This window comes from Amycolatopsis plumensis, assembly GCF_042652605.1.
Taxonomy (GTDB): Bacteria; Actinomycetota; Actinomycetes; order Mycobacteriales; family Pseudonocardiaceae; genus Amycolatopsis; species Amycolatopsis plumensis.
On record NZ_JBHSJY010000001.1, the window covers coordinates 6453715 to 6477706 of the forward strand.

Sequence of the window (23992 nt, forward strand, 5' to 3'; positions counted from 1 at the left end):
CAGCGTACGGCAGCCGGTGCACCGCCCGGCACGGCCGAAGGAGTTGCGGAAACGGCCCGTCCGCATGGCGAACGGGCCGTTTCCAGGGAACGTCAGGCAGGAAGGTCGATCAGCTCCGCGAGCCGGGCCCGGTGGCGTCCCGGGGTGCCGAGGGCGATCTCGTCCGCCTTCGCCCGCTTCAGGTACAGGTGGGCCGGGTGCTCCCACGTCATCCCGATGCCGCCGTGCAGCTGGATGGCCTCCTCCGTCGCGCGCACCGCGATCGGCGCGTTGCGGGCCTGCGCCACCGCCACCGAGATCGGCACGTCGGTGCCAGTGGCCAGCGCGTCCGCGGCGTTGCGGGCCGCCGCGCGGGCCAGGACCAGGTCCGTGTACAGGTTCGCCAGCCGGTGCTTGAGCGACTGGAACCCGCCGACCGGACGGCCGAACTGGTACCGGCCCTTGAGGTAGGTCACCGTCTCGGTGAGCGCCCACTCGGCGACGCCGGTCTGCTCCGACGCGAGGATGCCCGCGCCGAACAGCAGCGCCTGCTCCAGCGCGGCCGCGGCCTCCGGGCCCGAGGCGACCAAGGTGGCCGGAGCCTCCGAAAGCACCACGTCGGCCACCCGCCGCGTCAGGTCGAACGACACCAGTTCGGTCACCGTCGCGTCGGCCGCCGAGACGACGTACAGCGCGGGGCCGTCCGGGCCGGCGGCCGGGACGACCAGCAGGTCGGCCACCGACGCGTCGGCGACCGTGCCGACCCGCCCGGAGAGCTTTCCCTCCGGGGAAGCCGTCACCGACGAAGGGAAACCCGCCCCCGGCGCCGTCGACAGCGGCACGGCCAGCGCACCGATCGCCTGGCCCGCCGCCAGCTTGCCGACGAAGTCGCGGGCACCGGCGTGCACCAGCGCCGTCGTCGCCAGCACCACGCTGCCGAGGAACGGCACCGGGGCGACACTGCGGCCCAGCTCCTCGGCGACGACGGCGACCTCGCGGGCCGACGCGCCGTGGCCGCCCAGCTCCTCCGGTACCGCCAGCCCGGCCACACCGACCTCGTCGGCCAGCGTGCGCCACAGCTTCAGGTCGTACGGCTCGGCCGTCTCCACCCGCGCCAGCAGCGCTTCGGCGCCGGCCTTGGCCTTGAGCAAGTCCCGGACCGAGGCCCGCAGGTCCTCTTCGACGTCGGAATAGAGCAAGTCGGTCATCGTGGGAGGTCCTTCCAGGCGACGTCCTTGTCGACGCGCGGCTCCGAGGGCAGGCCCAGCACGCGTTCGGCGATGATGTTGCGCAGGACCTCCGAGGTGCCGCCCTCGATGGAGTTGCCCTTCGCGCGCAGGTAGCGGTAACCGGCTTCGCGGCCGGTGAAGTCGACGATCGCCGGGCGCCGGAACGTCCAGTCGTCGTAGGCCAGGCCCTCTTCGCCGAGCAGCTCGACTTCCAGGCCGGTCAGCGCCTGGTTGAGCTCGGAGAAGGCGACCTTCATCGCCGATCCTTCCGGACCGGGCGCGCCGACCGCGAGCTGCTGGCGCAGCCGGGTGCCGGCCAGCCGCAGCGTTTCCGCCTCGACCCAGTGCTTCACCAGGCGGTCGCGCAGCTCCGGCGTGCGCAGCTCGGGCCGCTCGCGCCAGGTCTTCGCGACGATCCCGATCAGGCCGCCCTCGCGCGGCTGGACGTGCCCGCCGATCGCGACGCGCTCGTTCATCAGCGTGGTCTGCGCGACCTTCCAGCCTTCACCGACCGCGCCGAGGCGCTGGGTGTCGGGAATCCGGACGTCGGTCAGGAAGACCTCGTTGAACTCGGCCTCGCCGGTGATCTGGCGCAGCGGCCGGACCTCGACGCCGGGAGCGGTCATGTCGCACAGGAAGTACGTCATGCCCTGGTGCTTGGGCACGTCCGGGTCGGTGCGGGTGACCAGGATCGCCCACTGCGACTCGTGCGCGCCGGACGTCCACACCTTCTGGCCGGTGACGATCCAGTCGTCGCCGTCGCGGACGGCGCGGGTGCCGAGCGCGGCGAGGTCGGAGCCGGCGCCCGGCTCGGAGAACAGCTGGCACCACACCTCCTCACCGGTCCACAGTGGACGCAGGAAGCGCTCGCGCTGCTCCGGCGTGCCGAAGGCGAGGATGGTCGGCGCGGCCATGCCGAGGCCGATGCCGATCCGGCGCGGGTTGTTGTCGGGCGCGCCCGCGTCGGTGAACACCTTGTCCACCACGGACTGCAGCGCGCGCGGCGCGTTCTGCCCGCCGAGCCCGGCGGGGAAGTGGATCCAGGCGAGCCCGGCGTCGAACCGGGCCCGCAGGAACTCCAGCCGGTCGGTCGACGCGGGGTCGTGCGAGGCCAGGAACTCGGTGGCTTGGCGGGTCAGGTCTTCGGCGGTGACAGTCACTTCGCGCCCTCCGAGAGGTACTTCTTCAGTTCGCGCCGGGCCAGCGAGCGCTTGTGGACCTCGTCCGGCCCGTCGGCCAGGCGCAGCGTGCGGTTCCCGGCCCACATCGCGGCCAGCGGGAAGTCCTGGCTGACGCCGCCCGCGCCGTGCACCTGCACGGCCTTGTCGAGGATCCACTCGACGGTGCTCGGGGTGGAGATCTTGATCGCCTGGATCTCGGTGTGCGCGCCCTGGTTGCCGACGGTGTCCATCAGCCAGGCGGTCTTGAGCACCAGCAGGCGCTGCTGCTCGATCTTGACCCGGGACTCGGCGATCCAGTCCTGCACCACCCCCTGCTGGGCGATCGGCTTGCCGAACGCCTCCCGCGAGATCGCGCGGCGGCACATCAGCTCCAGCGCCCGCTCGGCCATGCCGATGGCGCGCATGCAGTGGTGGATGCGGCCGGGCCCGAGGCGGGCCTGGGCGATCGCGAAGCCGTCACCCTCACCGGCGATGAGGTTCTCGACCGGCACGCGGACGTCCTCGAAGAGCACCTCGGCGTGGCCGCCGTGGTCGCTGTCGTCGTAACCGAAGACGTGCATGCCGCGCTTGACCGTGACACCGGGTGCGTCGCGGGGGACCAGGATCATGCTCTGCTGCTTGTGGGGCGCGGCTTCGGGATCGGTCTTGCCCATCACGATGAAGATCTTGCAGGCCGGGTTCATCGCGCCGGAGATGTACCACTTGCGGCCGTTGACGACGTACTCGTCGCCGTCGCGCCGGATGGCCGTCTCGATGTTGCGGGCGTCGGAGGAGGCGACGTCCGGCTCGGTCATCGCGAACGCCGAGCGGATCTCGCCGTTCAGCAGCGGTTCCAGCCACTGCTTCTGCTGCTGCTCGTTGCCGAACATGGCCAGCACTTCCATGTTCCCGGTGTCCGGCGCGGCGCAGTTGAGCGCGGTCGGCGCCAGCCGGATGCTGCGGCCGGTGATCTCGGCCAGGGGCGCGTACTGCAGGTTGGTCAGGCCCGCGCCGTGGTCGCCGGGGAGGAAGAAGTTCCACAGGCCGCGCTTGCGGGCCTCGGCCTTGAGCTCCTCGACGACCGGCGGGATGGCCCACGGGTCGTCGCGTTCGGCGAGCTGCTGCTCGAACACCGGCTCGGCGGGGTAGATGTGCGAGTCCATGAACTCGAGGAGCTTCCCGCGCAGCTCCTCGGTCTTCTCGTCGAACGCGAAGTCCATTTACTTCTCCTCTTTGAGAATCTCGTTGCCGTGCGCGACGAGCGGCGCGACCCCGGCGCCGACGCCTTCGAAGCCCGCCCCGACCGTCTGGCCCTGGCTGAAGCGGTAGTAGATGCCTTCCAGGATCACGGCCAGCTTGAAGAACGCGAAGCTGACGTACCAGTTCAGCTGGGAGACATCCCGGCCGGACAGCTCGGCGTAGCGGGCGACGACCTCGTCGGTCCCCGGGTAGCCCGGTGCCGAGCTGGCGTTGGACACGAACGGCAGCGACACCTTGTCGCGCTCGGCGTAGGCCACCAGCAGCGCGAGGTCGGTCAGCGGGTCGCCCAGCGTCGACATCTCCCAGTCGAGCACCGCGGAAATCCGGTCGTCTCCGTCGACCAGGACGTTGTCCAGCCGGTAGTCGCCGTGGATGATCGACGGCTTCCCGGACACCGGCACCGCCGCCGCGAGCCGGTCGTGCAGCTCGTCGACGCCGGGGAGGTCACGGCTGCGGGAGGCGTCCAGCTGCTTCTTCCACCGCCGCAGCTGCCGTTCCAGGAAGCCGTCCGGGCGGCCGAAGTCGCCCAGCCCGACGGCCGCCGGGTCGACCGCGTGCAGGTCCACGAGCGTGTCGACCAGCGCGTCGGCCATCGCCCGGGTGCGTTGTTCCCCGAGCTTCGCCAGCTCGCCGGCGGTCCGGTAGGGCGTGCCCTCGACGAAGCTCATCACGTAGAAGGGCGCGCCGACGACGTCGGCGTCCTCGCACAGCAGCAGCGCTTCGGGCACCGGCACGGCGGTGTCGCGCAGGCCGGAGATCACCCGGAACTCGCGGCCCATGTCGTGCGCCGTCGGCAGCACGTGCCCGAGCGGCGGGCGGCGCACCACCCAGCGCGACCGGCCGTCGCCCACCACGTAGGTGAGGTTCGACCGGCCGCCCTCAACGACGTCCGCGGTCAGCTCCCCGGCGACCAGGCCGGGCCGCTGCGCGTCCAGGTGCGCGCGCAGGCGGCCCAGGTCGAGTCCTGGCGGGTTCATGCGGCCTCCTCACCAATCTTCCGGGGGTCCGGGTGGCGGAGCCCCCGGCTCGGGGCGAAGCCCCGGACAACACTGCTCCGGAGAGCATACCGACTAGTCGGTATGTCGTACAGGGCCGGGCCGGGCCGGGAAGCGGCACTTTCATAGGGAAAGTGCCGCTTCGGGGGCCTCGCGGCGTCACTTTCACAGGGAAAGTTGCATGGGGTCACGCGAGGAAGCGGGTGACCCATTCGGCGACGCAAGCGGGCTTCGCTTCGCCGTCGATCTCGATGGTCCATCGCGACACCGCCTGTTTGCCGCCCGGGATGTCGGTGATCTCCACCAGCTCGGCCCCGGCACGCACCTTCGAGCCGACCTTCACCGGCTGCGGGAAGCGGACCTTGTTGAGGCCGTAGTTGATGCCCATCGTGATCCCGTTGACCCGGTAGATCTTCGGGCCGAACGCCGACAGCAGCGACAGCGTCAGGAAGCCGTGCGCGATGGTGCCGCCGAACGGGCCCGCGGTCGCCCGGGGCTGGTCCACGTGGATCCACTGGTGGTCGTCGGTGGCGTCGGCGAACTGGTTCACGCGCTCCTGGGTGACCGTCAGCCACTCGCTGTACCCGAGGTGTTCGCCGGCCGCGGCCGCGAAACTGTCGAGGTTCTCGAACTCCCGCATCGGCCTCAGTCCTTCGGTCCGCCGGCGACGTAGATGACCTGGCCCGAGACGAACCCGGCGCCCTCGCTGACCAGGTACGACGCCAGGTTCGCGATGTCCTCGGGCGTGCCGACGCGCTGCACCGGGATCTGCGACGCGGCCGCCGCCTTGAAGTCCTCGAAGCTCATGCCGAGCCGCTCGGCGGTCGCCGCGGTCATGTCGGTGGCGATGAAGCCCGGCGCGATCGCATTGGCGGTGACGTTGAACTTGCCCAGCTCGATGGCGAGGGTCTTGGTGAACCCCTGCATGCCGGCCTTGGCGGCGGAGTAGTTGACCTGGCCGCGGTTGCCCAGCGCCGAGGTGCTCGACAGGTTGACGATCCGGCCGTACTTCTGCTCGGTCATGTGCTTCTGCACCGCGCGGGTCATCAGGAAGGAACCCTTGAGGTGCACGTCGAGCACGGAGTCCCACTCCTGCTCGGTCATCTTGAAGATCAGGTTGTCGCGCGTGATGCCGGCGTTGTTGACCAGCACGACCGGCGGCCCCAGCTCGGCGGCGACCTGGGCGACGGCCGCTTCGACCTGCTCGGCGTTGCTGACGTCGAGGGCGACGCCGACGGCCTTGCCGCCCCGGGCGACGATGGCCTCGGCGCCCTGCTTGACACCGGTCTCGTCCAGGTCGAGCAGCCCGACGGCGAAGCCGTCATCGGCCAGCCTCGCCGCCACGGCGGCGCCGATGCCACGGCCGGCACCGGTGACCACGGCGACGCGGGAAGGGGAATCGGTCACGGGGGACCTCCTCGTCGTTGAGAAGCGGGCTCGTGCCCGCGAGCCTACTAAGCGGTTGGTCACAGACGATACGGGCCGCGGCCCGGTTTTCGAGGTCAACGTACGCAGATTTCCGTCGTTGCGCTTCGCCCGGCCCGGTTTGCCGAGGAAGCCGCCATCGGCCTGAGGCGGCGGTGGCCAACGTCACACGTCCGGGCGGGGAATCGGCGCCGACTCTCCAGATCCGCGGCCCAGCGGAGTTGCCGCGCCGCCACCCCGAAGCCCGATTGTGACGACGGCGCTTTGGGTCGGGGGTGCGGCGGTGTGGGTGCCCGTGGTGCTCCTGCCGCGCCTCGCCCTCGCCCTCGCTTGGGGTGGGCAGGGAGCGCGGGCGGCGTCGGCGACGACGCATGCGTGCAGGCGTCCGGGGCGCCGGGTCACCGCCCGCAGGGGCCGAAGTAGCGGCACTCGATCAGCTCGCGGGGGTCCAGCGACTGTGCGCGCGGCTCGAGCGTGTCGAGCACCGCGGCGATCTCCTCGAGATCCACGCCGTTGGCGGCGGTCAGCGGGAAGAACTGTTCCTGGGTGTCGTGCTCGGCGCAGCCGCTGCCGCGCAGGTTGCCCGCCGGCACGATGGCGAACACCTCTTCACCCTCGTTGCCGAACGTGAAGTAGCTCTGCAACCGCACCGGGGTGGTGTCGCCGACGTCGTTGATGTACCGGCCGCCGTAGGTCTCGGGGTAGTGCCAGCCCGCGTGGACGTCGTTGGCGAACCACACTTTCGCGGGGTCGCTGTCGCCGTCGAGGAGCCAGCCTCGGGCGGTGAGGAACTCGTGCACCCCGAGCTGGCGGGCGGCCATCAGGTCGGACGTGGTCATCGCGGTCCCTTCGGACGAAGTCGGGTACTCACGCTCAGTGTCGCGCCTGGCTGGTTTTCACGACTGGGTGACCCGCGTCCGGGAAGCGAGACACCGGTTCGGCTACACAATGCCCGCCGAGATCAGCTGCTGCCAGATCTCTCCCTGGTCGACGACCTCGACGCCGTGCTTCTCGGCCTTCGTCAGCTTGCTCGCCCCGACGTCCGCGCCGGTGATGAGCAGGTCCGTGCTCGCCGAAACCGACGTGGCCGTGGTCGCGCCCGCCCGCTCGCAGAGCCGCTGGAACGTCGGGCGGGGAACCTTCTCGCCGGAGCGGGGGTCGCTGATCGCGCCGGTGACCACCACCGTCTTGCCCGCCAGCGGCGCGCCCGCCGCGACGACCGGCGGGAGGTCCTCCTCGCGCACGTCCAGCGAAACACCCGCCTCCCGCAGCCGCTCGAGCTCAGGGCGCAGCCGGGTGAGGTGCTCGATCAGCGACGCGGCGACCTTGGGCCCGATGTCCTCCACGGCCACGAGCCCGTCGACACCCGCTTCCGCGACGTCTTCCAGGGAGCCGAACCCGGCCCGGCACAGGCGGGCGGCCGTGCCTTCGGACGCCATCGGGATCGCCAGCCCGATCAGCGCCCGGCGCAGGCCGACCGCCCGGCTTGCGTCGATCGACTCGATCATCCGCGTGGCCGAGACCTCGCCGATGCGGTCGAACTCGAGCAGCTTTTCCTTCGTCAGCCCGTAGAAGTCGGAGGGGTGCTCCAGGATTCCCGCCTCGGCCAGCCGTTCGATCCAGACGCCGCCGATGGCGTCGATGTCCGCCGCCGCCCGCGACGCCCAGTGGATCAGCCGCCGCACGGTCTGGGCCGGGCAGGACACGTTGGTGCAGAACAGTTCCCGGCTGTTGCCCTGCTCGGTCAGCGGCTGCCCGCACGACGGGCACGCGTCCGGCGGGACGATCTCCCGCTCGGCGCCCGTGCGCTTCGAGGCGTCGAGCACGCCGGCCACGAACGGGATCACGTCGCCGGCGCGGCGCACCAGCACGGTGTCGCCGATCTTGATGCCGCGGGCGCGGATCACCTCCTGGTTGGCCAGCGTCGCGCGGGTGACCGTGCCGCCGCCGACGAACACCGGCTCCAGCCAGGCAACCGGCGCGATCTTGCCCGTCTTGCCGACGTCCCAGACCACATCGGACAGCACGGTGGTCTTCTCCTCGGCCGCGAACTTGAACGCCAGCGCGCCGCGCGGTGAGCTCGACCGGGTGCCGGCCGCCGCGTACGCGTTCCGGCTCGCCAGCCGCAGGACGGCGCCGTCGAGGTCGTAGTCCAGCTCGTTGCGCCGCTGTTCGATCTCGCCGATCACCTCCTGTGCCGCGGCGGCGTCGGCGCAGCGCCGCATGTCGGCCGCGGTGAAGCCGAGCGAGTGCAGCGCGCTGCCCAGGTCGGTCTCCGCGCCGTCGGGCTCGGTGTGCAGGTCGAAGGCGAAGAACCGCAGCCGCCGCTCGGCCACGGTGGCCGGGTCCTTCGCGCGCAGGGTGCCGGCGGCGGCGTTGCGCGGGTTGATCAGCGGCTTGTCCGGGTGGGCGGTGTTGTAGGCGGCGAAGGTGGAACGCAGCATCACCGCCTCGCCGCGGACCTCGACCCGGCCCGGCGCCTCGACCTGCTCCGGGATCCCGTCGGTCAGGGCGCGCACCAGCATCGTGACGTCGTCGCCGGTCGTGCCGTCGCCGCGGGTGACCGCCCGGGCCAGGCGCCCGTTTTCGTAGACGACGGCCAGCGACAGCCCGTCCAGCTTCGGCATGACGACCACCGGCTGGCCGGGGAAGCGGTCGAAGAACGCCTCGACCTGCTCGGGTTTGGTCGCCTTCTCCAGCGACAGCATCGGCCGCGAGTGCCGGATCGGCGCGTGCAGCACCGCGGGCGCGCCGACCTGGTCGAGCGGGTTCGGGTCGGGTGTGTGTTCCGGGTGCGCCTCGATCAGGCTCCGCAGCTCGTCTTCGACCGTGTCGTACTCCGCGTCGGCCACCAGCGGCGAACCCCGGTAGTAGGCGTCGCGCAGCACCGTGATGCGGTCGGCGAGTTCCTGGATGCGTTCCTGAGCGTTCACGGGAAGGACGTTACCGGGCACCCCCGACAAAACCCCGCAGCCTGGATGAACTCCAGGGTTACGATCAAGATCATGCGATTCGCCTTCAAGACCTCGCTCCAGAACACCGAATGGGCCGACATGCTCGCCGTCTGGCGGGCCGCGGACGAGATCGAGCTGTTCGAGTCCGGCTGGACCTTCGACCACTTCTACCCGATCTTTTCCGATTCGACCGGTCCCTGCCTGGAAGGGTGGGTGACGCTGACCGCGCTGGCGCAGGCCACCCGGCGGCTGCGGCTGGGCACGCTGGTCAGCGGGATCCACTACCGCCACCCGGCGCTGCTGGCGAACATGGCGGCGACGCTCGACATCGTTTCCGGCGGCCGGCTCGAGATCGGCGTCGGCGCCGGCTGGAACGAAGAGGAATCCGGCGCGTACGGCATGGAGCTCGGCTCGATCAAGGCGCGCAGCGACCGGTTCGAAGAAGCCTGCGAAGTCCTCGTCGGGCTGCTGACGCAGGAGACCACGACGTTCCACGGCGAGCACTACCGGCTGACCGACGCCCGCTGCGAGCCGAAGGGCGTCCAGAAGCCGCACCCGCCGATCTGCATCGGCGGCAGCGGCGAGAAGCGCACCCTGCGCACGACCGCGAAGTACGCCCAGCACTGGAACTTCGTCGGCGGCTCGCCCGAGGAGTTCGCCCGCAAGCGTGACGTCCTGCATCGCCACTGCGCGGACATCGGCCGCGACCCGGCCGAGATCACGCTGTCCTCGCACGTCCGGCTCGGCCCGGACCTCGACTACGCGAAGGTCGCCGCCGAGGCCGAGGCGCTCGGGGAAGCGGGCCTCGACCTGGCGATCGTGTACCTGCCGCCGCCGCACACCCCGGCCGTGCTGGAGCCGCTGGCGAAGGCGCTCGAGCCGCTGCGCTGACCCCGCCGCGCCGACCTGGTGTGTCAGGCCGGCGCGCCCAGCGCCGCGACGGCCGCGGCGATGCCCGCCCGGTCGTAGCTGCCGGTCGGCAGGGTGGCGCTGTGCGCGTGGCGGACCACCCCCCGTGCGTCGACGAGGATGCTGCCGGACCGCTGCAGCGCACCGAAGACGGCCCGGCTCAGCCCGACCAGCTCGTGCGGCGTGCCCCGGCGGCCGGTGACGACCGGGAACGGGATTTCGTGCTTCGCCCGCCACGCGGCCGCCGTCTCGCGGTCTTCGGGGACGGCGATCAGCACCCGGACGCCGGCCGCCGCCAGGGTGGCGTCCTCCGCGAGGGCGCGGACGTGCCGCCGGCAGACCGGGCACGTCGTCGACCGCATGAAGTAGAGCAGGACGGCGTGGTCGCCGGGGAGGCGGACGGGCCGGCCGTCGGTGTCTTCCAGCACCAGTTGCGGCGCGGGCGATCCGGTTTCGAGCACGGGGATTCCTTTCAGGCGGTGTGCAGCCGGAGCCGGACCGCGGCCCGGGCTCGGTGCAGGTGGGACTTCATGGCCGCGGTGCTCAGGCCGAGCGCGTCGGCGACCGCCCGGCCCGGGTGGCCGAGGACGTCGCGCATGACGAGCACGCGGCGCTGGACGTCGGGCAGCGCGCTGATGGCTTCGGCGACGCGCTCGGCTTCGAGCCGCTTGAGGACCTCGTCTTCGGCCGACGCGGCGAGCCCGGGGTCGGCGGCGTCCTCGAGGAGGTGCCGGGCGCGGCGGAGGCATTCGTTGCGGACGATCCGGAACATCCAGGAGGCCAGGGCGGCCGAGGCCCGGAGGGTGCCGATCTTGCGGTAGAGGACGATGAGCGCTTCCTGTGCCGCGTCCTCGGCGTCCTGCGGTGAGGCGCAGAGGTGGGCGGCGAAGCGGCGGACGTGCGGGTGGGCGCCGTGGACGACCGCGGTGATCGACTCGAGGTCGCCACCCACGGCCGCTTCGACGAGGTGCTCGCTCACCCAACCCATCGGTTCTGCTCCTTTCGAGGTGACCACACGGCATAAGAGGGGGTGGCCGCCCGAAAGGATTCACCACCGGTGCGGGCTTGGGGATCCTGTCTGTGGTTCCACCGGTCCGATCGCCGGCGCGGCTCAGCCCCAGCCGGCGCAGTCGCGGACCTGGAAGCCGCGGCTGGGGAAGACCCGCTCCACGAAGAACGCGTGCACCTCGGGGTCCTCGTCGGCGCACCCGTCCGCCAGCACCGAGACGCGGTAGCCGCGGTCGGCGGCGTCGTACGCGGTCGCGGCGACCATCGCGCTCGTCGCCACGCCCGTGAGCGTCACCGCGTCCACGCCGCGCGCCCGGAGCACGAGGTCGAGATCCGTGCCCGCGAACGCGCTCGCCCGCCGCTTGCGCACCACCACGTCCTCCGGGAGCACCGGCAGGGCCGGCTCGATGCCCGGCGAGCCCTCGTGGAACACGTCCGCCGCCTCGAAGAACGCGGCGAACAGCGCGTCGTCCGGCGGGAGGTCCGCGCGGTTGACCCGGAACGCCGTCTGGACGTGCACCACCAGCGCCCCGGCGGCCCTGGCCCGCGGCAGCAGCTCGCCGACCGGCGCCAGCACCCGGCGCGTGAACTCGAACCGGCCGGTGATGCCCCGCTGCAGGTCTCCGACGATCAACGCTTCGCTCATCGCCCCAGTTTGCCGAAGAACTCCCGGACGTCGGCGACCAGCAGGTCCGGCGCCTCCATCGCCGCGAAGTGGCCGCCGCGGGAGAACTCCGACCAGTGCACGATCGTGTGCTCGCGGTCGAGGGCGCTGCGGATCGACAGGTCCAGCGGGAACACCGCGACCCCGGTCGGCACTCCGGAGCGCTCGCTCGCGCCCCACGCGCCCGCGTGCGCGGTCTCGTAGTAGCAGTTGGCCGACGAACCACCCGTGCCGGTCAGCCAGTAGAGCATCACGTTGGTGAGCAACAGGTCCCGGTCCACCGCGTCCTCCGGCAGCTCGGCCGCCGGGTCGGTCCACTCCTTGAACTTCTCCACGATCCAGGCCAGCTGCGCCACCGGCGAATCGTGCAGCCCGTGCGCCAGCGTCTGCGGCCGGGTCGTCTGCAGCGCCACGTACCCGGCCCCCTCGGTCCGCAGGTACTCGAAGTGCTGCAGCCGGGCCGTTTCGGCGTCCGTCAGCTCGGCGCCCGCATCCGGTGCGCCGAACGCGCAGAGCCCGTTGGCGTGCACGCCGACGACTTTCTCCGGGTTGAGCCGGCCGAGCCCCGGGCCGACGACCGCGCCCGTGTCGCCGCCCTGGACGCCGTAGCGGTCGTAGCCGAGCCGGTCCATCAGCACGGCGAAGGCCCGGGTGATCCGGCCGGTGTCCCAGCCGGCCTCGCGGGTCGGCCCGGAGAAGGCCGTGCCGGGGATCGAAGGGATCACCAGGTGGAACGTCTCGCTCAGCGGGCCGATGACGTTCAGGAACTCCACGATCGACCCGGGCCAGCCGTGGATCAGCAGCAGCGGCAGGGCGTCCGGCTCGGCGGAGCGGACGTGCAGGAAGTGGATGTCCTGCCCGTCGATCTCGGTGACGAACTGCGGAACCGCGTTCAGCTTCCGCTCGTGGGCACGCCAGTCGTAGCCGTCGCGCCAGTATCCGGCCAGCTCCTTGAGGTAGCCCACCGGCACCCCGCGGCTCCAGCCCGCCCCGGGCAGGTCCGCGCCCCAGCGGGTTCGGGTGAGCCGGTCGCGCAGGTCGTCCAGGTCGGCCTGGGGGACGTCGATGGTGAAGGGCCGGATCGCTTCGTTCGTCTGCATGTCTTCGACCCTAGAAGCCGATTAGGTCGGTTTCGGTCCTAAGTGAAGGGCAGAATGGCGGCATGGCGGACACCTCGGCACGACTGCTGCGGCTGCTCTCGCTCCTGCAGACCCGGCGCGACCGGTCGGGAGCGGAACTGGCCGAACGCCTGGAGGTCACCCCGCGGACCGTCCGCCGCGACATCGAACGGCTGCGTGCGCTCGGCTACCCGGTGCTCGCCACCGCGGGCACCGCCGGCTACCGGCTGGGCGCCGGCGCGGACCTGCCGCCGCTGCTGCTCGACGACGACGAGGCCGTCGCCGTCGCGATGGGCCTGCGCACGGCCGCGGGTGGCTCGATCACCGGCATCGAGGAGACGTCGGTGCGGGCTCTGGCCAAGCTCGAGCAGGTGCTGCCGTCGCGGCTGCGGCACCGGATCAACGCCCTGCGGTCGGCGACGGTGCCGCTGGCCAACACCGGCCCCACCGCCGACCCGGACACCCTGACCGCCATCGCCGCCGCCGTCCGCGATGCAATGCGGCTGCGCTTCGGCTATCGCGCCCACGACGGCACCGAAAGCGTCCGCACCACCGAGCCGCACCGGCTGGTGCACACCGGACGCCGGTGGTACCTCATCGGCTGGGACGTCGACCGCGAAGACTGGCGCACCTACCGCGTCGACCGCCTCGACCCGCGCACGCCCACCGGGCCCCGGTTCACCCCGCGCACCCCGCCCGACCCCGATCTCGGCGGCTACACCTCACGGGCGATCTCGACGTCGGCCTACCGCTACCAGGGCCGGTTCACCCTGCACGTGAGCGCCGGGACCGCGGCCGAGCGGTTCAGCCCCACCACCGCGGCGATCGAGCCGATCGACGAGCACAGCTGCACCCTGCGCGCCGGCTCCGACTCCCTCGACGAGCTGGCGATCTACATCGCCGGTACAGGGTTCGGCTTCCGGGTGCACGAGCCGCCGGAGCTCGTCGAGCACGTCCGGGGGCTGGCGGCCAGGCTGGGTGAAGCGGTCGATTGACCGGAGGAACACCGATTCCTCCGGGGACCGCGCGGGGTCCAAGTCTCCGGAAGCGGCGCAGGCGCCGGTGACGGAGGCAAGGAGACACGAGTGCGCACCAGGACTTCACCCACGCCGGTGGCCCCGGCCGCGGGACCCGCCCGGCGAAGATGGGTGCTGGTCATCACCTCGGTCGCGTCGCTGATGGTCGTGCTCGACGCGCTGGTCGTGGCGACCGCGCTGACGGCGATCAAGAGCGACCTCGGCGCGTCGGTCGCCGAGCTCGAATGGACGGTCAACGCCTACGGCCTGAGCTTCGCCGTCCTGCTCATGACGGCGGCGGCGGCCGGGGACCGCTGGGGACGGCGCCGGGTCTTCGCGGCCGGGGTGACGCTGTTCGCGGCGGCGTCGCTCCTCTGCGCGGTCGCGCCTGGGGTGGAAGTCCTGATCGCCGGGCGGGTGCTGCAGGGCGCCGGGGCCGCGTTCGTCATGCCGCTCGCGCTCGCCCTGCTCGGGGCCGCCTTCCCGGCGGAGCTGCGGCCGAAGGCGCTCGGGGTGTTCGCGAGCGTCAGCGGGGTGGCGGTGCCCCTCGGGCCGCTGCTCGGCGGCGCGGTCGTCGAAGGCATCTCCTGGCCGTGGATCTTCTGGATCAACGTCCCGATCGGGGCCGCGCTGGCGTACTTCGCGCTGACCCGGATCGAGGAGAGCCACGGCCCGGACCCGGCGCTCGACGTCCCGGGCCTGGTGCTGGCCGGTGCCGGCTCCTTCGGGGTGGTGTGGGGACTGGTCCAGGGCAACTCGGCCGGCTGGACCAGCGTGGCCGTGCTGGGGCCGCTGGTGGCCGGCCTGGTGGCGCTCGGTGCGTTCGTGGCGTGGCAGCGGCGCGCCGCGCACCCGATGCTGCCGCTGCACCTGTTCCGCTCCCGCCGGTTCGCCGCCGGCAACGCCGTGATCTTCTTCCACTGGGCCTCGGCGCTGGGCGCGGTGTTCTTCATGGCCCAGTTCCTGCAGGAAGGGCTGGGGTACGGGCCACTGGCGGCCGGGCTGGGCCTGGTGCCGTGGGGGCTGACGACGACGGTCGTCCCGCAGCTGGCGGGCCGGCTGGTCGGCCGGTTCGGCGAACGGCCCTTCATCGTGGGCGGGCTGGGGCTGCACGCCCTCGCCATGCTCTGGATCGCCATGGTCGCGGGGCCCGCGATCGGCTACTGGGTGATCGCCGTGCCGCTGGTGCTGTCCGGCACCGGGATCGCGATGTGCCTGCCCGCGGCCCAGAGCGCGGTGCTGACGTCGGTCGCGCCGCGGTTGCTCGGCAAGGCTTCCGGCGCCTTCAGCGCGCTGCGGCAGCTCGGCGGGGCGTTCGGCGTCGCGCTCCTGGTCGCCGGGTTCTCCTTGACCGGCAGCTACGCGTCGAGTGCGGAGTTCTCCGCCGGGTTCGCGGCGGCCTCCGTGGTCAGTGCCGTCCTGGGCGCGGCGGGCGCGCTGGCCGGTTCCCTCGTTCCCCGCCGTGCGACGAAGGAGCCGAGCGATGTCTGACCGGAACGCCGATCTGCTGCGCGAGCTGCACCACGGGAAGCTGCTGGTGCTGCCGAACGCGTGGGACGAGGAGAGCGCCTCACTCGTCGTGGCGGCCGGGTTCCCGGTCGTGGCGACGTCCAGCGCCGCGGTCGCCGACGCGCTGGGGTACGAAGACGGCGAACGGGCGCCGTGGCGCGAGATGTTCGCCGCGGTGGCGCGGATCGCCCGCGCGGTGCCGGTTCCGGTGACGATGGACGCCGAAGCGGGCTACGGCCTCGAGCCGGAGCAGCTGGTGGCCGAGCTGCTGGCCGCCGGGGCGGCGGGCTGCAACCTCGAGGACACCGACCACCGCGCCGGGGGACTGGCCGACGCGGCGGCCCAGGCGGACCGGCTGGCCGCGGTCCGCGCGGCGGCCGGCGATGCGCTGGTGATCAACGCGCGGATCGACACTTTCCTGCCGCCGAGCGGGCTTGCGGGACCGGAGCGGACGGCCGAGGCGATCCGCCGCGGCCGCCGCTACCGCGAGGCCGGGGCGGATTGTGTGTACCCGATCGGGATTTCGAGCGCGGCCGACCTCGCGAAGGTGGTCGAGGGCGTGCCCGGGCCGGTCAATGGCAACACGGGCGCGGAACTGGACTTGGACACCCTGGCGTCGCTGGGGGTCGCCAGGGTGTCCTTCGGGCCGCGGTTCTACCGAGCGGGCCGGGCGGCGCTGCGCAGCGGGCTCGAAGAGCTGCGGCGCGCTGCGGCCCTGCTCCCGGCCACCGGGGTCGTGAGTGAAAAAGAGTGTTAGAACACTGTTTTCCACTCACGACCGCGGCCGCGGCGAGGAGGGGGAGGGGGCGTCCGGTGCGTGATGAGCCGATGCTCGCCGCCGCGCTCGGCCACGCCGTCGCGGCGGCGGGCGAGGTGGGGCTCGCCGATCTCGGGCGTCCCTCGGCCTGCGACGGCTGGACCGTCGCCGACACCCTCGAGCACCTCACGGAGTCCCTTCGCTGCGTCGCCGCTTCCCTCGCCTCCGGAGCCGTTCCGCCGGCCGCGCCGCCGCGAACCGGACCGGTCACCGCCGGGACCCTCCGGCGCGACCTCGGCCGGGCGGCCGCCGCGCTCACGGCCGCGGTGGCCGGCCTGCGCGGCCGCCGCGCGGTCGCCGTCGACGGGCTGCCACTGCCGTGCCACCGGCTGATCGTCGTGGGTGCGCTCGAAGCCGCCGTCCACGGCTGGGACGTCGACCGGGCCAGGGCCATCCCCGACGAGCTCGCCACCCGGCTGCTCGCCGAGCTGCCGTCGGTGCTCGACGGCGGCATCCGCCGGGGCTTGTTCGCCGAGCCCATCGCCACCCCGCCGGGGTGCGGTCCCGGCCGGCGGCTGCTGGCCGCCCTCGGGAGGGATGATCGACGATGTCCATGACGAACGAGGAGCGTGGGGTGTCTTCCGAGGAGCGGCTGCGGGACGAGTTCGGCTCGCTGCGCCCGGCACTGGTCGCGCACTGCTACCGGATGACCGGGTCCTACCAGGACGCCGAAGACGTCGTCCAGGAGACCTACCTCAAGGCCGCCCGGGGCGTGGCCGCCTTCGAGGGGCGGTCCTCGCTGAAGACGTGGCTCTACCGGATCGCCACCAACACCTGCCTCACCGAGCTGAACCACCGCAGCCGCCGGGTGCTGCCCGCCGGGCTCGGGGCGCCGTCGGACGACCCCGGCACGCGCGTCTTCGCGGACGATTCGATCGCGTGGCTCGGGCCGCTGCCCGACGCCGTGCTCGGCGATCCGGAGGAGGTCGTCGTGCGGCGCGAGTCGGTCCGGCTCGCGCTGGTCGCCGCGCTGCAGCACCTGCCGCCCCGGCAGCGCGCGGCCTTCCTGCTGCGCGAAGTCCTGTCGTGGTCGGCCGCCGAAATCGCCGACGTCCTCGGCATCAGCGTGCCGGCGGTGAAGAGCCTCCTGCAGCGGGCCCGCGTCCGGCTCGACGAACTGGACCCGGACACCCGGGTGCCGGAACCGGACGAGCGGGCGCTGCTCGACCGCTACATCGCCGCCTTCGAGGCCGAGGACACCGCGGCGCTGCGCGCGGTGATCCAGGACGACTTCAGCCTCGAAGCCGTGCCGCACCCGGTCTGGTTCCGGGGCGTCGGCGTGTGCCTGCCGTTCCTGGAACGCGCGTTCTCCGCCCCCGGCGGGGCCGCCCGGCTGCTGCCCACTCGCGCGAACGGCCAGCCCGCCGCGGGCAGCTACCGCCTCGACGCATCCGGGGTCCGGCGCGCCGACGGGCTGTGGGTGTTCACGGTGACCGCCGGCCGCTTCTCCCGGGCGGTCAAGTTCCACGACCCGGCGCTCGTCACGGCGGCCGGGCTGCCTGCTTTGCTCCGGTGAGCGAGCCGCTAACCGGCCTTGCGCGCCTTGAGCCGCCGGACCACGAACAGTCCGATGGCGACGGTGACGGCCGCCAGGACGGCGTACTGGAAGAACCCGGCGTACCGCTCGACCAGCGGCCAGTTCTCGCCGAGCAGGTAGCCCGCGACGACGAAGGCGGTGTTCCAGATCAGGCTGCCCGCGGTGGTGAAGAGGAGAAACCGCCCGAACGGCATCCGTTCGACCCCGGCCGGAACGGAGACGAGGCTGCGGAAGACCGGGATCATCCGGCCGAAGAAGACCGCTTTGCCGCCGTGCCGGGCGAACCAGGCCGAAGTGCGGTCGAAGTCGGCGGTCCCGAGAAGCGGAATCCGGCCGGCCAGCCGGCGCATCCGGTCGTGCCCCAGCAGCGCGCCGGCGAGGTAGACGACCACGGCGCCGGCCACCGAGCCGCGCGTGGTCCAGAACAGGGCGGCACCGAGGCCGAACGTCCCGCGCCCGGCGGCGAACCCGGCGAGCGGGAGCACCAGTTCACTCGGCATCGGCGGGAAGAGGTTGTCGAGCCCGACGACCAGAGCGGCGCCGGGCCCGCCGAGGGACTCCATGAGCCCGACGGCCCACCCGGCCACCCCGGTGAGTTCCCCGGGTGACGCAATGGAGACGGTCATGAGGTCCTTCGCTGTGAGTGGTCTGCCGCGGCTCTCGTGAGTGAGAAACAGTGTTCTAACCCTGTTTCTCACTCACGAGGGGGCGGCGGCGGGTGACGGGGGAGTGGTCAGCCGGCGCAGGCCTGGGTCAGGGCCGTCACGTGGTCGGCCTTCTTCTTCAGCCAGTCCGCCGGCGTCTGCACCAGGTCGTCGACCGTCGTCTCGCGCAACGTCTTCGCCAGGCCGTTGATCGCGTCGGCCGCCGTGGTGTTCGCGGCTTTCGAGGCCAGGCCGGTCAGCTCGTCCGCGGCCGCGTGGGCCTTGTCGGCGGCCGCCTGCGGGTTGGTCAGGTCCGGGTTCGCCGTGGCGATCCGGACCGCGTCCGCGCAGACCGCGGCCGTCGAGGCGGCGTTGCTTACCTGCCCCGCCGTCTCGGCCACCCCGCAGCCGGTGAGGGCCAGCACGAGGCCTCCGGCGACGATCGTCGTTGTCAGGCGCATGGTCATTCCTTCCGGGAGACAGCCGAGGTGCGGAGCAGGCTGGCGGTGACCGCGGTCGCGAGGATCGCGCCGACCACGCCGAGGGAAAGGGCCGTCGGGATCTTCCAGACGTCCAGCAGCAGCATCTTCACGCCGACCCAGACCAGCACCGCGGCCAGGCCGAGCTTGAGGTAGACGAACCGGTGCATCAGGTCGGCGAGCAGGAAGTACATCGCCCGCAGGCCCAGGATCGCGAACGCGTTCGACGTGAACACGAGGAACGGCTCCTGCGTGACCGCGAAGATCGCCGGGATGGAGTCGACGGCGAACACGACGTCGGAGACCTCGATCAGCACGAGGACGGTGAGCAGCGGCGTGGCCACCCGGCGGCCGGCTTCGCGCACGAAGAACTTCTTGCCGTGGAACCGGTCGGTGGCCGGGACGAGCCGTCGGAACACCCGCAGCACCGCGTTGTTCTCGTAGTCGACGGTCTCGTCCCGGTGCAGCGCCATCCGGATCCCGGTGAGGACCAGGAAAGCGCCGAACACGTAGAGGATCCACGCGAAGCTCGCGATCAGGACCGAGCCCGCGGCGATGAACACCGCCCGGAACACCAGCGCGCCGAGCACGCCGTAGAACAGGACGCGGTGCTGGTACTCGCGGGGGACCGCGAAGTAGCCGAAGATGATCGCGAAGACGAAGACGTTGTCGACCGCGAGGGATTTCTCGATGACGTAGCCGGCGAAGTACTGGCCCGCGAACTCGGCGCCCCAGACCCACCAGATGACGGCGCCGAAGGCGAGCCCGAGCGCAACCCACACCGCGGACCATGCGAGGGCTTCGCGGACGCCGACGACGTGCGCCCGCCGGTGGGCGAGCAGGTCGACGGCGAGCATGAGCAGGATCACGCCGAGCACGGCGGCCCAGGCCCAGATCGGGACGGTCACGACAGACTCCTCTGGTTCGGTGGCGAACCAGAGGTCTCCCCGATCACCCGTAGGTGACGCCGGCACCGGGCTGCACGGGCAGCCGGACTGACGATGCCGGACCGGGCGGGTACTCCCCTCCGTGCCTCCAGAATGACGAACTGCACTTCGTCTGTCAAGTTCGGACGTCTACTGTGGCCGGTATGGCTTCGTGGACGTTCCTCAGCAACCACGCGCACGTTCTGCTCTGCGTGGCCGCGGATCCGGACCGGACGCTGCACGACATCGCCGAGCGGGTCGGGATCACCGAGCGCGGCGTGCAGCTCATCCTCGCCGACCTGATCGCCGAGGGCTACCTGGAGCGCGAGCGCGTCGGGCGGCGCAACCACTACAAGATCCACCCGGAAGGCCGGCTCCGGCACCCGCTGGAGGCGCACCACCGGGTGGCCGACCTGGTCGCCGCGCTCGGGGTGGAACCCGCGACCCCGGCCTGAAACCCGGTCCGGGCCTCAGGTCGCCGCGGACACCAGCCAGGCCGCGGCGTCGCCGGGCACGGCGCCGCGGGCGGGTCCGGTGCTGCCGAGCACGTCCTCTCCCCACTCCGCCGGCGGGGTGAACACCGAGGTCCCGGTGTTGACCACGCACACCAGTGCCCCGCGCCGGAACGCGAGGACGGCGTCCGCGCCGGTCTCCAGCCACTCCACCGGGCCCGGCGCGCCGAGCCCCAGCTCGCGGCGCGCCCGGATCGCGCGCCGGTACAGCTGCAGCGTCGACGTGCCGTCCTTCTCCTGGAGGTCGACCGCGTACCGGGCGAACCACTCCGGCTGCGGCAGCCACGGCACGCCCGTGCCGAACCCGAAGGCCGGCCCGTCCGCGGTCCACGGCAGCGGGACGCGGCAGCCGTCGCGACCCTTCTCGAGGCCGCCGGTCCGGTGGAACACGGGGTCCTGGCGGGCCTCGTCCGGGAGGTCCTGGACCTCCGGCAGGCCGAGTTCCTCGCCCTGGTACAGGAACACCGAGCCCGGCAACGCCAGCACCAGGAGCAGCGCCGCGCGGGCCCGCCGGTCGCCGAGTTCCGCGTCGACTTCGCCGCGGGGACGCATCAACGCCGCGAAGGCGTCGTTGCTCGCCGGGGCCGGTTCGGGGCGGACGATGCCGTAGCGCGTGACCGCCCGGTGGACGTCGTGGTTGGCCAGCGTCCACGCCGCCGGGGCGCCGTGGACCCGGGTGCGGGCGGTGGCCCGCTCGATCGCCCCGCGCAGGGCGCCCGCCTGCCACGGCTGCACCAGCAGGTCGAACGAGAACGCCTGGTGCAGCTCATCCGGGCGGAGGTAGCCGTCCAGGTCGGCCGGGTCCGGGACCCAGACCTCGCCGACCAGCAGCAGGTCGCGATCCGGGCCGTAGCCGTCGGCGAGGGAGCGCCAGCGGCGGAAGATGTCGTGCACCTCCGGCCGGTTCCAGCTGTAGGCGTTGTAGCTGCCGTCGGCCGGGTCCCAGTCGCGCAGGGCCGCGTCCTTGATCAGCCCGTGGCAGACGTCGATGCGGAAGCCGTCCACGCCGCGGTCGAACCAGAACCGCAGGACGTCGTCGAAGTAGGCCAGGACTTCCGGGTTGCGCCAGTCGAAGTCCGGCTGCTCGCGGGTGAACAGGTGCAGGTACCACTGCCCGGGCGTGCCGTCGGGTTCGGTGACCCGGGTCCACGCCGGCCCGCCGAAGACCGACTGCCAGTTGTTGGGCGGCTCGTCGCCCCGGCCGTCGCGGAAGACGAACCGCGCGCGCTCGGGCGAGCCGGGGGCGGCGGCCAGGGCGGCGGCGAACCACGGGTGCCGCTCCGAGCAGTGGTTGGGCACCAGGTCCATGAGGATCCGCAGGCCGCGGGCGTGCGCCTCGGCGACAAGGCGGTCGAACGTCTCGAGGGTGCCGTAGTCGGGGTTGACGCCGTGGTAGCCGGCGATGTCGTAGCCGTGGTCGGCCTGCGGTGACGGGTAGCAGGGGTTGAGCCAGATCGCGTCGGCGCCGAGCCCGGCGATGTGGCCGAGCCGCTCGATCACCCCGCCGAGGTCACCGATGCCGTCGCCGTCGCTGTCGGCGAAGGAGCGGACGTAGAGCTGGTAGACCACCGCGTCGTCCCAGAACGAGCGCGGGCGGGGTGAAGTGGAAGACACTCCCGGATCTTCGCACGCGCGGGTGGTTGACTGGGGGCATGCCGGTCGCTGTGCACGAGGTCGAGGTCTTCGAGAGCGCCAGGGCGAGGCTGGAGGCCATCGCCTACCGCCTGCTCGGCTCGGCCAGTGATGCCGAGGACGCGGTGCAGGACACCTTCCTGCGCTGGCAGTCCGCCGACCACGAGCTCATCGAGACGCCCGAGGCGTGGCTGACCAAGGTGCTCACCAACCTCTGCCTCAACCGGCTCACCTCGGCGCGGGCCCGGCGGGAGACCTATGTGGGCCAGTGGCTTCCGGAACCGGTCTTCGCCGGGGACCGGATGCTCGGCCCGTCCGACACGGCCGAGCAGCGGGAGTCGGTCTCGATCGCGATGCTCACGCTGATGGAACGGCTGACCGCCCGGGAACGGGTCGTCTACGTGCTGCGCGAGGCGTTCGGCTACTCGCACGGCGAGATCGCCGAGGTGCTCGACCTCACCGAGGCGAACTGCCAGCAGATCCACCGGCGGGCCAAGCAGCACCTGGCCGCCGACCGGCGCCGGGTCGAGGTCGACGCGGCGGCGGCCCGCCGGATCGTCGAGGAGTTCCTCGCCGCGGCGCTCAGCGGCCGGACCGACTCGCTGGTGAAGCTGCTGGCCGAGGACGTCGTCAGCATCGGCGACGGTGGTGGCGCGGTCTTCTCGGTGCCGCGGCCGATCACCGGTGCCCTGCGGGTGGCGCGGTTCTTGCGGACGCTGTTCACGCCGAGCGAGGCCAAGTGGGAGATGATCGGCGGCCGCCCCGACCTCTACGCCACGGTCGCCAACGGCGTTCCGGCGCTGGTCATGGTGGTCGGCGAGCGGGTCGCCGGCGTCTTCGCCCTCGACGTGACCGCCGACGGGATCGCGGGCGTGCACGCCCAGGCGAACCCCGCCAAGCTGGCCCGCGCGACGAGCCGGTGGGACGCCTCCGAGCACGGGGAACCGCTCGCCGGCACCTGGTGACCCAGCTCACAGCGCACTCCTGTCAGGTTTCGCGCCGCCGTCCGGTTCAAGGGGCACAGACCGAACCGGACAGGAGGCCAACCATGAAGCACCGCATCGTCGTTCTCGGGGCCGGGTACGCCGGAGCCAACGCCGCCGGGCGCCTCGCCAAGCGGCTGCACCGCGCCGACACCGAGATCACCCTCGTCAACGCCGACCCCGAGTTCGTCGAGCGCGTCCGCATGCACCAGCTGGCGACCGGCCAGGACCTGAAGCCCCGCCTGCTGACCGACGTCTTCGAGGGCACCGGCGTCCGGGTGCGGATCGGGCAGGTCACCGCCGTCGACGCCGAGCGCAGGATCGTCGCCCTCGCCGACGGCGACCGGATCGCCTACGACACGCTCGTCTACGCCCTCGGCAGCACGGCCGCCGCCGTGCCGGAGCACGCCCACAGCGTCGCGGGGAAGGCGTCCGCGCTGCGGTTGCGCGACCGGCTGGCCGACCTCGGCGCGGGCGGAACCGTGCTCGTCGTCGGGGGCGGCCTCACCGGCATCGAAGCCGCGACGGAGATCGCGGAAGCCCGGCCGGACCTCGAGGTCGCCCTCGCCGCCCGCGGGGGCCTCGGCGACTGGCTGAGCGAGAAGGGCCGCGACCACCTGCGGACGGCGTTCGACCGGCTCGGCATCACCGTGCACGAGAACACGGCCGTCACGAGCGTCGAGCCGGCCGCCGCGACCACCGCCGACGGCCGCACGCTCCCGGCGCAGGTGACCGTCTGGACGGCGGGGTTCGCCGTCCACCCGCTCGCCGCGGCCACCACCCTGACGGTCGCCGAGACGGGGCAGATCGTCGTCGACGAAACGATGCGGTCGGTGTCGCACCCGGACGTCTACGCCGTCGGCGATGCCGCGTACGCCCGGGGCGGGCAGGGCACGCTGCTGCGGATGTCCTGCGCTTCGGGGATTCCGTCGGCGCAGCTGGCGGCCGACGTCATCGCCGCCCGCCTGACCGGACGCCCGGTGCCCGAGAACAAGATCGGCTACTCGATCCAGTGCGTGAGCCTCGGCCGCCACGACGGGGTCATCCAGCAGGTGACGCCGGACGACCAGGTCAAGCCCTCCGCGATGACCGGGAAGACGGCCGCCCGGATCAAGGAACTGGTTTGCCGGTCGGCGGCCTGGAGCGTCGCGCACCCGACGATGCTCATGCCGTCGCGCCGCCGGCACACCGTCCCCGCCGGGGAACCGGTCGCGACGGCCGCCTGACCTCGTGAGT

The 23992-nt window shown here is 72.4% G+C and carries 25 protein-coding genes; 9 read left to right on the forward strand and 16 right to left on the reverse strand.

Annotation, left to right across the window (positions count from 1 at the left end):
• Positions 1-92 precede the first annotated feature (92 nt).
• The 8 genes from ACFPLC_RS31345 to ligA all read right to left on the reverse strand — a co-directional run bounded on the left by ACFPLC_RS31345 (position 93) and on the right by ligA (position 8981).
• Positions 93-1187: an acyl-CoA dehydrogenase family protein gene (locus ACFPLC_RS31345; protein ID WP_378190061.1), complete on the reverse strand. Its 1095-nt coding sequence runs from the start codon at positions 1185-1187 to the stop codon at positions 93-95.
• The gene (locus ACFPLC_RS31350) at positions 1184-2368 is read right to left on the reverse strand and encodes an acyl-CoA dehydrogenase family protein (RefSeq protein WP_378190064.1); all 1185 of its coding nucleotides are present in this window, start codon (positions 2366-2368) and stop codon (positions 1184-1186) included. Before ACFPLC_RS31350 ends, ACFPLC_RS31345 begins: the two co-directional genes overlap by 4 nt.
• Entirely contained in the window at positions 2365-3588 is a 1224-nt protein-coding gene (locus ACFPLC_RS31355) for an acyl-CoA dehydrogenase family protein (protein WP_378190066.1), read from the reverse strand. The genes ACFPLC_RS31350 and ACFPLC_RS31355 overlap by 4 nt, the downstream gene beginning before the upstream one ends.
• Complete coding sequence (locus ACFPLC_RS31360) at positions 3589-4605, reverse strand: phosphotransferase family protein (RefSeq protein ID WP_378190068.1); 1017 nt, start codon at positions 4603-4605, stop codon at positions 3589-3591.
• 205 nt (positions 4606-4810) lie between these two features.
• Positions 4811-5263 (reverse strand): MaoC family dehydratase, encoded by a 453-nt coding sequence (locus ACFPLC_RS31365; protein WP_378190069.1) that lies wholly within the window; start codon positions 5261-5263, stop codon positions 4811-4813.
• A gap of 5 nt (positions 5264-5268) precedes the next feature.
• Positions 5269-6030 (reverse strand): 3-oxoacyl-ACP reductase FabG, encoded by a 762-nt coding sequence (gene fabG, locus ACFPLC_RS31370; protein ID WP_191316895.1) that lies wholly within the window; start codon positions 6028-6030, stop codon positions 5269-5271.
• A 416-nt stretch (positions 6031-6446) separates the two neighbouring features.
• A complete protein-coding gene (locus tag ACFPLC_RS31375; protein ID WP_191317211.1) occupies positions 6447-6887 on the reverse strand; it encodes a hypothetical protein in 441 nt (146 codons plus the stop codon).
• Between the two features lie 102 nt (positions 6888-6989).
• Positions 6990-8981 carry an NAD-dependent DNA ligase LigA gene (gene ligA, locus ACFPLC_RS31380; RefSeq protein WP_378190072.1) on the reverse strand — a complete coding sequence of 664 codons (1992 nt, stop codon included), beginning with the start codon at positions 8979-8981 and terminating at the stop codon, positions 6990-6992.
• A gap of 72 nt (positions 8982-9053) precedes the next feature.
• Between ligA and ACFPLC_RS31385 the strand changes: the two genes are divergently transcribed.
• On the forward strand, positions 9054-9893 hold the full coding sequence (locus ACFPLC_RS31385) for an LLM class F420-dependent oxidoreductase (RefSeq protein ID WP_378190074.1): 840 nt from the start codon (positions 9054-9056) through the stop codon (positions 9891-9893).
• Between the two features lie 23 nt (positions 9894-9916).
• Here the strand turns inward: ACFPLC_RS31385 and ACFPLC_RS31390 are convergent, their stop codons facing one another.
• The 4 genes from ACFPLC_RS31390 to ACFPLC_RS31405 all read right to left on the reverse strand — a co-directional run bounded on the left by ACFPLC_RS31390 (position 9917) and on the right by ACFPLC_RS31405 (position 12683).
• Positions 9917-10372, reverse strand: coding sequence for a peroxiredoxin family protein (locus tag ACFPLC_RS31390; RefSeq protein WP_378190076.1), 456 nt, complete (start codon positions 10370-10372; stop codon positions 9917-9919).
• An 11-nt stretch (positions 10373-10383) separates the two neighbouring features.
• Complete coding sequence (locus ACFPLC_RS31395; RefSeq protein WP_378190078.1) at positions 10384-10899, reverse strand: RNA polymerase sigma factor; 516 nt, start codon at positions 10897-10899, stop codon at positions 10384-10386.
• A gap of 123 nt (positions 10900-11022) precedes the next feature.
• A complete protein-coding gene (locus tag ACFPLC_RS31400) occupies positions 11023-11565 on the reverse strand; it encodes a cysteine hydrolase family protein (RefSeq protein ID WP_378190080.1) in 543 nt (180 codons plus the stop codon).
• Positions 11562-12683 carry an epoxide hydrolase family protein gene (locus tag ACFPLC_RS31405; protein ID WP_378190082.1) on the reverse strand — a complete coding sequence of 374 codons (1122 nt, stop codon included), beginning with the start codon at positions 12681-12683 and terminating at the stop codon, positions 11562-11564. The genes ACFPLC_RS31400 and ACFPLC_RS31405 overlap by 4 nt, the downstream gene beginning before the upstream one ends.
• 62 nt (positions 12684-12745) lie before the next feature.
• On the opposite strand from ACFPLC_RS31405, the gene ACFPLC_RS31410 reads away from it, so the two are divergent.
• The 5 genes from ACFPLC_RS31410 (at position 12746) to ACFPLC_RS31430 (ending at position 17559) form a co-directional block, all read left to right on the forward strand.
• On the forward strand, positions 12746-13696 hold the full coding sequence (locus ACFPLC_RS31410; protein WP_378190085.1) for a helix-turn-helix transcriptional regulator: 951 nt from the start codon (positions 12746-12748) through the stop codon (positions 13694-13696).
• A gap of 90 nt (positions 13697-13786) precedes the next feature.
• A complete protein-coding gene (locus tag ACFPLC_RS31415; RefSeq protein ID WP_378190086.1) occupies positions 13787-15208 on the forward strand; it encodes a DHA2 family efflux MFS transporter permease subunit in 1422 nt (473 codons plus the stop codon).
• The gene (locus ACFPLC_RS31420) at positions 15201-15983 is read left to right on the forward strand and encodes an isocitrate lyase/PEP mutase family protein (RefSeq protein ID WP_378190088.1); all 783 of its coding nucleotides are present in this window, start codon (positions 15201-15203) and stop codon (positions 15981-15983) included. The genes ACFPLC_RS31415 and ACFPLC_RS31420 overlap by 8 nt, the downstream gene beginning before the upstream one ends.
• A 56-nt stretch (positions 15984-16039) precedes the next feature.
• A complete protein-coding gene (locus ACFPLC_RS31425) occupies positions 16040-16600 on the forward strand; it encodes a maleylpyruvate isomerase family mycothiol-dependent enzyme (RefSeq protein ID WP_378190090.1) in 561 nt (186 codons plus the stop codon).
• Positions 16597-17559, forward strand: a complete 963-nt coding sequence (locus ACFPLC_RS31430; protein ID WP_378190287.1) for an RNA polymerase subunit sigma-70 — start codon at positions 16597-16599, stop codon at positions 17557-17559. The genes ACFPLC_RS31425 and ACFPLC_RS31430 overlap by 4 nt, the downstream gene beginning before the upstream one ends.
• Before the next feature lie 8 nt (positions 17560-17567).
• On the opposite strand, the gene ACFPLC_RS31435 is transcribed toward ACFPLC_RS31430, so the two are convergent.
• The 3 genes from ACFPLC_RS31435 to ACFPLC_RS31445 form a co-directional block, all read right to left on the reverse strand.
• On the reverse strand, positions 17568-18206 hold the full coding sequence (locus ACFPLC_RS31435) for a DedA family protein (RefSeq protein ID WP_378190092.1): 639 nt from the start codon (positions 18204-18206) through the stop codon (positions 17568-17570).
• Between the two features lie 107 nt (positions 18207-18313).
• Complete coding sequence (locus ACFPLC_RS31440) at positions 18314-18685, reverse strand: bacteriophage spanin2 family protein (protein WP_378190094.1); 372 nt, start codon at positions 18683-18685, stop codon at positions 18314-18316.
• Positions 18686-18687: 2 nt separating this feature from the next.
• The gene (locus ACFPLC_RS31445; protein ID WP_378190096.1) at positions 18688-19611 is read right to left on the reverse strand and encodes a TerC family protein; all 924 of its coding nucleotides are present in this window, start codon (positions 19609-19611) and stop codon (positions 18688-18690) included.
• A gap of 182 nt (positions 19612-19793) precedes the next feature.
• Here ACFPLC_RS31445 and ACFPLC_RS31450 point away from each other — a divergent pair, with 182 nt between their 5' ends.
• Positions 19794-20084: a helix-turn-helix transcriptional regulator gene (locus ACFPLC_RS31450; protein ID WP_191316210.1), complete on the forward strand. Its 291-nt coding sequence runs from the start codon at positions 19794-19796 to the stop codon at positions 20082-20084.
• A 15-nt stretch (positions 20085-20099) separates the two neighbouring features.
• Here the strand turns inward: ACFPLC_RS31450 and ACFPLC_RS31455 are convergent, their stop codons facing one another.
• Positions 20100-21755 carry a glycoside hydrolase family 13 protein gene (locus tag ACFPLC_RS31455; protein WP_378190097.1) on the reverse strand — a complete coding sequence of 552 codons (1656 nt, stop codon included), beginning with the start codon at positions 21753-21755 and terminating at the stop codon, positions 20100-20102.
• A 38-nt stretch (positions 21756-21793) separates the two neighbouring features.
• On the opposite strand from ACFPLC_RS31455, the gene ACFPLC_RS31460 reads away from it, so the two are divergent.
• Both ACFPLC_RS31460 and ACFPLC_RS31465 read left to right on the forward strand, forming a co-directional pair.
• Positions 21794-22738 (forward strand): RNA polymerase sigma-70 factor, encoded by a 945-nt coding sequence (locus tag ACFPLC_RS31460; RefSeq protein ID WP_378190098.1) that lies wholly within the window; start codon positions 21794-21796, stop codon positions 22736-22738.
• A gap of 83 nt (positions 22739-22821) precedes the next feature.
• Entirely contained in the window at positions 22822-23982 is a 1161-nt protein-coding gene (locus ACFPLC_RS31465) for an NAD(P)/FAD-dependent oxidoreductase (protein WP_378190100.1), read from the forward strand.
• Positions 23983-23992: the final 10 nt, after the last annotated feature.

Excerpts from the sequence above, each read along its gene's own strand:
- ACFPLC_RS31385 (WP_378190074.1), top strand. The coding sequence starts at position 9,054 with ATGCGATTCGCCTTCAAGACCTCGCTCCAGAACACCGAATGGGCCGAC.
- ACFPLC_RS31465 (WP_378190100.1), top strand. The coding sequence starts at position 22,822 with ATGAAGCACCGCATCGTCGTTCTCGGGGCCGGGTACGCCGGAGCCAAC.
- ACFPLC_RS31435 (WP_378190092.1), bottom strand. The coding sequence starts at position 18,206 with ATGACCGTCTCCATTGCGTCACCCGGGGAACTCACCGGGGTGGCCGGG.
- ACFPLC_RS31345 (WP_378190061.1), bottom strand. The coding sequence starts at position 1,187 with ATGACCGACTTGCTCTATTCCGACGTCGAAGAGGACCTGCGGGCCTCG.
- ACFPLC_RS31405 (WP_378190082.1), bottom strand. The coding sequence starts at position 12,683 with ATGCAGACGAACGAAGCGATCCGGCCCTTCACCATCGACGTCCCCCAG.
- ACFPLC_RS31365 (WP_378190069.1), bottom strand. The coding sequence starts at position 5,263 with ATGCGGGAGTTCGAGAACCTCGACAGTTTCGCGGCCGCGGCCGGCGAA.
- ACFPLC_RS31375 (WP_191317211.1), bottom strand. The coding sequence starts at position 6,887 with ATGACCACGTCCGACCTGATGGCCGCCCGCCAGCTCGGGGTGCACGAG.
- ACFPLC_RS31360 (WP_378190068.1), bottom strand. The coding sequence starts at position 4,605 with ATGAACCCGCCAGGACTCGACCTGGGCCGCCTGCGCGCGCACCTGGAC.
- ACFPLC_RS31395 (WP_378190078.1), bottom strand. The coding sequence starts at position 10,899 with ATGGGTTGGGTGAGCGAGCACCTCGTCGAAGCGGCCGTGGGTGGCGAC.
- ACFPLC_RS31460 (WP_378190098.1), top strand. The coding sequence starts at position 21,794 with ATGCCGGTCGCTGTGCACGAGGTCGAGGTCTTCGAGAGCGCCAGGGCG.
- ACFPLC_RS31440 (WP_378190094.1), bottom strand. The coding sequence starts at position 18,685 with ATGCGCCTGACAACGACGATCGTCGCCGGAGGCCTCGTGCTGGCCCTC.
- ACFPLC_RS31355 (WP_378190066.1), bottom strand. The coding sequence starts at position 3,588 with ATGGACTTCGCGTTCGACGAGAAGACCGAGGAGCTGCGCGGGAAGCTC.
- ACFPLC_RS31450 (WP_191316210.1), top strand. The coding sequence starts at position 19,794 with ATGGCTTCGTGGACGTTCCTCAGCAACCACGCGCACGTTCTGCTCTGC.
- ACFPLC_RS31430 (WP_378190287.1), top strand. The coding sequence starts at position 16,597 with ATGACGAACGAGGAGCGTGGGGTGTCTTCCGAGGAGCGGCTGCGGGAC.
- ACFPLC_RS31420 (WP_378190088.1), top strand. The coding sequence starts at position 15,201 with ATGTCTGACCGGAACGCCGATCTGCTGCGCGAGCTGCACCACGGGAAG.
- ACFPLC_RS31410 (WP_378190085.1), top strand. The coding sequence starts at position 12,746 with ATGGCGGACACCTCGGCACGACTGCTGCGGCTGCTCTCGCTCCTGCAG.
- ACFPLC_RS31400 (WP_378190080.1), bottom strand. The coding sequence starts at position 11,565 with ATGAGCGAAGCGTTGATCGTCGGAGACCTGCAGCGGGGCATCACCGGC.